Genomic DNA, 5,302 nt, shown 5'->3' with positions numbered 1-5,302 from the left:
CCGAGGCGAGCACGGCACCGGCGCCGAAGAGATAGGGCGCTCCCGCACTGATCGACTCGGAGACGGAGCCGGCCACCATCGGGGCGACAGCGCCGCCGAGGAACCGCACCCCCGAGTAAGTGCCTGAGGCGACGGGGCGCGGCAGTTCGCTGACCTCCATGACCGATTCCGTGAACACGGTGTTGAGGACGCCGAGCAGCAGGCCCGCGGCGATCACACAGACGATGATCCCGACGAATGATTCGACGAGGAACGCCATCGCCGCGAGCAGAGCGGCGAGGACGATGAGGGTGACGACGAGGCTGCGGCGGCGTCCGATGCGCTTCGTCAGCAGCGGAGCCCCGAACACCGAGGTGATGGCCAGGCATACGCCCCAGCCGAAGAAGACCCAGCCGAGGCCCATGGCTCCGAAGTCCTCGATTCCCTTTGCGCGCGCGGCTGCCTCGACCGGGAACGGGCTGTAGGCGAGGAGCACGAAGAAGCCGAAGTTGTAGAGCAGGGCCGCGATCCCCAGTGTGCAGATGCCGGGGTGGGCCAGCGCCCGGAAGGTGGCGCTGAGCTTGACGTGCTCGGGCTTCTTCGCGCCTGCCGCATTGGGCAGCAGCACCATGATGGCGATGAAGCCGATTGCCATGAGCACCGCGGTGCCGAAGAACGGTCCGCGCCAGGAGATCCCGCCGAGCAATCCACCCAGCAGCGGGCCGGTGGCGATCCCGATCCCCAGTGCCGCCTCGTAGAGGATGATCGCCTTCTCGGCTCCGCCGGCGGCCGCGCCGACGATTGTCGAGAGCGCGGTGGAGATGAAGAGGGCGTTGCCCAGTCCCCATCCGGCGCGGAAGCCGATGATCTGGTCAACGGTGCCGGAGAACCCGGCGAGCGCTGCGAAGGCGACGATGAGGATGAGTCCGATGAGCAGGGTCGTCTTCGCCCCGATCCTCGACGACACGAAGCTGGTGAAGAACATCATCCCGCCGGTGATGAACAGGTAGCTGGTGAACAGCAGCATCGACTGCGAGGGTGATGCGTGGAGCTCGGCGGAGATGGCGGGGAGGATCGGGTCGACGAGGCCGATGCCCATGAAAGCGATGACACAGGCGAATGCGACCGCCCACACCGCTCGCGGCTGCCGGAGGATGGATTCCCCATCTCCCCCTGTGACTGTGCTGTGCTCGGTTGCGCTCATCGTCGGCCCACCGACTCCTCTCGTTCGTAAGTGCTCATTGCTCGTTCGGCAGTGCGGTCTGTTCGTGCGCAGGTGCTGACCGCTCGTGCGCAGGTGCTGACCGCCTGTCATTCGTCGCGGTCCACCGGGTGCTGGTCGGCCAGATATTCGCTGACAAGGCCCAGCGCCCGATTCACGCTGATGCGCTCCTCGGCGCTCAGCGACCGGAAGTAGGGCTCCATCTGTTCGGCCATCAGGGCGCGGTGACCGGTCAGCCGGTCCCTGCCCGCTTCGGTGAGGGAGAACTGCGACGCCCGCCGGTCGGTTTCGCTGGCCGTACGCGTGACATACCCCTCGGCCTCGAGCCTGGCCAGCAGCTTCGTGGCGGCCGGCTGAGAGCAGAGGTAACCCTGCGCGAAGTGACCGACGCGCACCGGCTGATACTGCTCGACGACGGCGAGCGCCCTGAGTGCGACGAGATCGCTCTCATTGCCGATGACACGTCGCAGCGCCCGCGTCAGTCGTGACGAGACGACGACCAGTCGGGAGACGAGCTCTCGGGGATCCGGATCTTCCATAACTCATTTATATAACTTAGCTATGTATTTTGGCAAGAATCGGCGCTCTCCGGACCATGTGACGAGCGTCATGGATTCCACCCGGGTGGGCGTGCTAATGTGTGCTCAACATGTTCCGGGGACGGTGAAATTCCGTGCCGGCGGTGACAGTCCGCGACCTGGGTGCACTTCGTGTAGCCGGCTGACTCGGTGGAATTCCGAGACCGACAGTAAGAGTCTGGATGGGAGGAACATGGCGACTGCGGTCGCCGTGGCTGCGCACTTCTGGCGAAGTGTCGACCAGGCGCTCTCGTCGCCATGTGCATTGCACCCGCAATCTCCTCCCTCCCGGTCTGCGAACTGGGAGGTTTTTCAATGGGAGCCGGATTCTCCGACCGCGACACCGCCGCGATGACGGCTGCCCTCGACGCCGCACGCCAGGGGCACCGCGGTGCGAACCCCCTGGTGGGAGCCGCGATCGTCACTGCCGACGGGCAGACGGTGACCGGCTTCCACGCCGGAGCCGGAGCCCTCCACGCCGAGGCGGACGCCATCGCCAAGGCCCAGCGCCTCGGCGTCGATCTCACGTCCTCCACCCTGTACGTGACCTTGGAGCCGTGCTCCCACTACGGTCGCACCGGCCCCTGCACGCAGGCGATCCGCGATGCCGGCATCCCCGAAGTCGTCTTCGCCCTGCCCGACTCCCACGACGTGGCCGCCGGAGGCGGAGCAGTCCTCGCCGAGGTGGGGGTCCGGGTCCGCTCCGGCCTGTGCCGTCAGGAGTCCGCCGCCCTCAACGCCCGCTGGCGTGTCGCCGTCAACGCCGCCCGACCCTTCGTCACCGCGAAGATCGCCCAGAGCCTCGACGGCCGCGCAGCCGCCGCTGACGGGACGAGCCAGTGGATCACTTCCCGAGAATCCCGTGAGCACGCCCATCTGCTGCGCTCCCGGGTCGGCGCGGTCATCGTCGGAACCGGAACCGCCTCGTCCGACAACCCCAAGCTCACTGCCCGCGACTCGCACGGGAGGCTGCTGGGCACCCAGCCGCTGCCCGTCGTCGTCGGCGTCTCGTCCCTGCCTCCCGGCTCCCATCTGGCCCGCAACCCGGGCACTCTCCACGTGCGAACCCGCGATGTCCGTGCCGCCCTGGCCGAGCTCCATGCCCAAGGCATCCAGCATGTCCTCGTCGAGGGCGGGCCGACCCTGCTCGGATCGTTCTTCGCCGCCGGTGTCGTCGATGAGATCTTCTGCTACCAGGCGCCGATGATCCTCGGTCCCGGCCGTCCGTCACTCGAGGGGTTGAACATCTCGTCCCTGAGCGAATCGATCGGCCTCGTTCCCGACGACACCGCCCAGCCCGCAGTATCCCAGCTGGGACCCGATGTGCTCATGCACTTCGCGCCCGCACCCGGGTCCGCGCAGAGTCCCTCGGACTTCACGATCTGACTCCCCGCTTCGCTTCAACCAAGGAGGACAAGTGTTCACCGGAATCATCGAACAGCTCGGTCGCGTCGAGGCCATCGAGCTGGGCCCCGACTCGGCCGTCGTCACCATCGACGCAGGCGACCTCGTGGCCGACCTCGAGCTCGGGGGGTCCCTGGCCGTCAACGGCGTCTGCCTGACCTCCATCCGGAGCACGGGCGGGACTGCCGCAGGCACGGACGCGAACACCTCGGCGGAGTCGGCGGACACCGCTGCTCCGGGGCGCTTCGTCGCCGAGGTGATGGGTGAGACCCTGCGCCTGACCGGCATCGGCGCGCTCGAGGTCGGCGACGAGGTCAACCTCGAACGCTGCACCCCGGCCTCGGGGCGGTTCGACGGGCACATCGTCCAAGGCCACGTCGACGGCTGCGGCGAACTGCTCCACCGCGACGACCACGCCGAGTGGTCGATCCTGCGCATCGGGATCCCGCACGAACTCGCCCCCTACACGGCGGTCAAGGGGTCCATCGCCCTCAACGGCGTCTCGCTGACCCTGACCGCAGTCTCCGCGCCCCACGAGGCCCGAGCCTGGGTGGAGGTGGGGCTGATCCCGGCCACGCTGACCCACACCACTTTCGGCCGACTGGCCCCGGGCGATCCCGTCAACGTCGAAGTCGACGTGCTCGCGAAGTACACCGCCCGCCTGCTCTCATTCCGCACACCGACCATCTCTCCGCTCACCGGCTCCCCGGCGTCTGCGGACCTCCACACCGCCTCGGCGGCTCCACCAGTCCAGGCTTCCACCACCTCTGCCACACCTTCTGCACAAGGAAACGACTATGTCTGACCCCACCCCGACCCGCCTCGGCGCCCCGCAGTCCACGGACGCTGACCCCAGCACTGCGCCCGGCACGGACGCTGACTCCGACGCCGCATCGGTCACGGACGACCACCTCGGCGCGAGCGGGCAGCTCGACACGATCGAGCATGCCATCGCGGAGATCGCGGCCGGTCGCCCCATTGTGGTCGTCGATGATGAAGACCGCGAGAACGAGGGCGACCTCATCATCGCCGCCGAGTTCGCGACCGCGGAGACGATGGGCTTCTTCGTCCGCTTCACCTCCGGCGTCATCTGCGCGCCGATGGAGGCCGACCGCGCGGCCGCGCTCGAGCTGCCGCCCATGGTCACCGACAACGAGGACCCCAAGGGGACCGCCTACACGATCAGCTGCGACGCCGTCGGCGTCACCACCGGCATCAGCGCCGCCGAACGCGCCCTGACCGGCCGGGCACTGGCCACGGCCGAGCCCGACCCAGCCGCGATCACTCGCCCCGGGCACGTGTTCCCGCTCATCGCGAAATCCGGCGGCGTGCGCGAACGCCCGGGCCACACCGAGGCCGGAGTCGAGTTCTCACGCCTGGCCGGCGCGCAGCCGGTGTCGATGATCGCCGAGGTGGTCCACGACGACGGATCGATGATGCGCTTCGACGCCCTGCGGGAGTTCGCGACCACGCACGGGCTGGTCATGGTCTCGATCGAGCAGCTCGTCAAGTATCTCGAGGACGGCGACGGGCGCAGTGCCGTGCCCCGGGACCTGCCCACCGAGGTGCCCCTGCCGACGAAGTACGGCACGTTCACCGCCCGCGCCTTCACCGTCGACGGCCACGACCACCTCGGCGTCTACACCGGGCTCGACCGGAGTGAGGCAGCGAGCGCGGACGCTGAGGCGGCGGAGGCTCCGCTCGTGCGGGTCCATTCGGAGTGCCTGACGGGTGACGTCTTCGGCTCCTACCGGTGCGATTGCGGGGAGCAGCTCGACCTCGCTCTGGAGATGATCGCCGAGCAGGGCGGCGCGGTCGTCTATCTCACCGGTCATGAGGGCCGCGGAATCGGCCTGAGCAACAAGATCAAGGCCTATGCCCTGCAGGATTCGGGGCTCGACACCGTCGAGGCGAATCTCCGGCTCGGCTTCTACGATGACATCCGTGACTACCGGGCCGCAGCGGAGTTCCTCCACGCGCTGGGCCTGACACGGATCCGGTTGCTGACGAACAACCCCGAGAAGACACATGCCCTCGAGGCTCTCGGCATCACCGTCGAGGCAGTGGTGCCGATCGAGATCCCCGCCCGGCCGGAGAACTCGAAGTACCTCGCCACCAA

General features: G+C 68.2%; 5 protein-coding genes and 1 riboswitch. Of the genes, 3 read left to right on the top strand and 2 right to left on the bottom strand.

The genetic code is table 11. The annotated features are described in order from the left end of the window. A partial coding sequence (locus RIT73_RS17180; protein WP_309133327.1) for an MFS transporter occupies window positions 1-1,183 on the bottom strand: 1,183 nt, incomplete at its 3' end. A gap of 107 nt (window positions 1,184-1,290) precedes the next feature. Beyond that, window positions 1,291-1,740, bottom strand: coding sequence for a MarR family transcriptional regulator (locus RIT73_RS17175; protein ID WP_309133326.1), 450 nt, complete (start codon window positions 1,738-1,740; stop codon window positions 1,291-1,293). A gap of 107 nt (window positions 1,741-1,847) precedes the next feature. Continuing rightward, window positions 1,848-1,977: riboswitch (FMN riboswitch) on the top strand. 117 nt (window positions 1,978-2,094) lie between these two features. On the opposite strand from RIT73_RS17175, the gene ribD reads away from it, so the two are divergent. The 3 genes from ribD to ribB all read left to right on the top strand — a co-directional run. Further along, complete coding sequence (gene ribD, locus RIT73_RS17170; RefSeq protein WP_309133325.1) at window positions 2,095-3,165, top strand: bifunctional diaminohydroxyphosphoribosylaminopyrimidine deaminase/5-amino-6-(5-phosphoribosylamino)uracil reductase RibD; 1,071 nt, start codon at window positions 2,095-2,097, stop codon at window positions 3,163-3,165. Between the two features lie 31 nt (window positions 3,166-3,196). Continuing rightward, window positions 3,197-3,988 carry a riboflavin synthase gene (locus RIT73_RS17165; RefSeq protein ID WP_309133324.1) on the top strand — a complete coding sequence of 264 codons (792 nt, stop codon included), beginning with the start codon at window positions 3,197-3,199 and terminating at the stop codon, window positions 3,986-3,988. After that, the coding region (ribB, locus tag RIT73_RS17160; protein WP_309133323.1) for a 3,4-dihydroxy-2-butanone-4-phosphate synthase at window positions 3,981-5,302 on the top strand (1,322 nt) is incomplete at its 3' end. The genes RIT73_RS17165 and ribB, both read left to right, overlap by 8 nt.

This window comes from Brevibacterium sp. (genome assembly GCF_031179145.1).
In the GTDB taxonomy this organism is placed as follows: Bacteria; Actinomycetota; Actinomycetes; order Actinomycetales; family Brevibacteriaceae; genus Brevibacterium.
The sequence above is the reverse complement of the archived record's forward strand: the minus strand, read 5'-3'. Positions and strand labels throughout refer to the sequence as shown.